This is a genomic window from Sphaerospermopsis sp. LEGE 08334, from assembly GCF_015207205.1.
Classification (GTDB): Bacteria; Cyanobacteriota; Cyanobacteriia; order Cyanobacteriales; family Nostocaceae; genus Sphaerospermopsis.
This window is the reverse complement of the sequence record NZ_JADEXH010000108.1, coordinates 1-1,787: the sequence shown is the minus strand read 5'-3', so window position 1 is coordinate 1,787 and position 1,787 is coordinate 1. Positions and strand designations below refer to the sequence as shown.

The 1,787-nt window shown below is 36.1% G+C and carries 1 protein-coding gene and 1 pseudogene; one reads left to right on the top strand and one right to left on the bottom strand.

Features of this window, described 5'->3' with window-relative positions; translation table 11 throughout:
• Positions 1–119: 119 nt before the first annotated feature.
• Complete coding sequence (locus IQ237_RS25935) at positions 120–1,202, bottom strand: hypothetical protein (protein WP_194060113.1); 1,083 nt, start codon at positions 1,200–1,202, stop codon at positions 120–122.
• A gap of 137 nt (positions 1,203–1,339) precedes the next feature.
• Here IQ237_RS25935 and IQ237_RS26570 point away from each other — a divergent pair.
• Positions 1,340–1,621: pseudogene (locus IQ237_RS26570) on the top strand (transposase family protein); the annotation flags it as partial.
• Between the last annotated feature and the right edge of the window lie 166 nt (positions 1,622–1,787).

The window sequence follows — 1,787 nt, the reverse complement described above, 5'->3', positions numbered from 1 at the left end:
GGGCATTGGGTTATTCATCTTCCCCTGCTTCCCCTGCCTCCCCTACTTCCCCTACCTCCTGACTCCTGACTCCTGACTCCTGACTCCTTGATCTCCTGACTCCTCGATCTCCTCGATCTTCATTCTTCCTCAAAGCTATGGGTTTTAAACTTTAAGGTGCGACAATTTTCGTTAACAGTACGCAAAATATGATCTGGTACTGGTTCTGATAATTGTACTTGAATTTCTAAGGTAATCTGCACATTGGCATCTACTAAACCGGTTAAATGTTGTAATATTTCTTGAGAAATTACCCCCACATCTCTGGAAACCCGCACAGGATCTAAATCTATAACACCATAAAACCGACGCAGTTGTTTCTGTGGTTGTTTTTGTTCTTTTTGGGTAATAGTATAACCAGTATTACTATTTCTATCTTCTACTTTCAGGGATGAATTACTACTATTGAAATTGGTATTTTCTGATTTTTCAATTGTTGATATTTGATTTTCTTTAATTGCTGTATCCTCTTGAATTTGTTTTAAGGCAATATCAGGTTTAACTACTAAACTTTGTTGACTCAAAGTAACTGTAATATATTCATTACTTTTTAATCCTAAATATCTTTGTTTGGCTTCGTCGTAACCATCAGCAGCAGCAAAGTTTTCTGTTAACAGCAGTGCTGCTACACCTTCCTGAACAGTATTCAGTAAAACCTGTGCATTTTTTAATCTGGGTAAATAAAGATAATTTGTCAAATATTTCCATAAGGTTTTCACTTCAATATGATTGACATTTTGCCAAAGATAAGCATCAAGCACTAATTGATTTAATAAAAAAGGTGCAAATTTAGTAATCAAATATTCTTCATGTAAAGCTTTACGACTAGCACGCAAAATAAAAGAATCTTGTCCTGGTAATTTCAATTCTTCCCATGTAATTGAACTTTGGGGATCTGACTGACTGGGAACTAATAACCATTGATAGGTTTCTAAAATCGCATTATCAACTTTTGTATCTGTTTCCTCCTGTTTTTTATGAGCTTGTTTTTCTTGAAAGGTATCCAGATTTAAAATCTTTTCTTGTTTCTCTTTAACAATAGAATCCCAGGCTAAAAATTGACTGACATTTTCAAATAATGTATCGCATTTTGTCCGATCAGGAGCAATAAATAATAACAAATTTTTACAATAACGGGGACTTGTTCCCCAGGGTAAGCTCATCTAATTTGGTATAATATGAACTTGACAAAAGAAACAAGATAAGGGTCGGGGAGCAGATAAAAAATGTACTTGACATGGGAGCAAAAGAAGTGAGATGAGGACATAAGCTCCCCCTTCAACTCTAGGAATAAAGGTTTATGTCAGCAGGATTTGAAACTAAGTCAAGTGCTTCCAAGAAAAGAAATCGTCATCAGGGAAAGCCAAGACAGGTAGCATCCATTGAAGCCATTCAACAAAGTTTAGTGGAAAATTTTGGAGACATCAAAGACCCCAGAGTAGAGCGAACAAAGAAACATCAACTCACCGATATCTTAGTGATTGCAATTCTAGCAGTAATAGCCGGAGCGCAAGGGTGGGAAGACATTGAGAACTACGGTATCAGCAAACAACAGTGGTTAGAAGAGTTTTTGGAATTACCAAAGGCAAATCACCCAACTCTCTACAATCAGGTAAAACAATAGACATATCCGAAAAAGAATCAAATTATGGTATAACAGGATAAAATCGTGTACCTACCCTGAGATTATGAGCAACATAGTTGAGTACATTCATAACAATCCTGAAGAATCACAACGGTTATTAGGG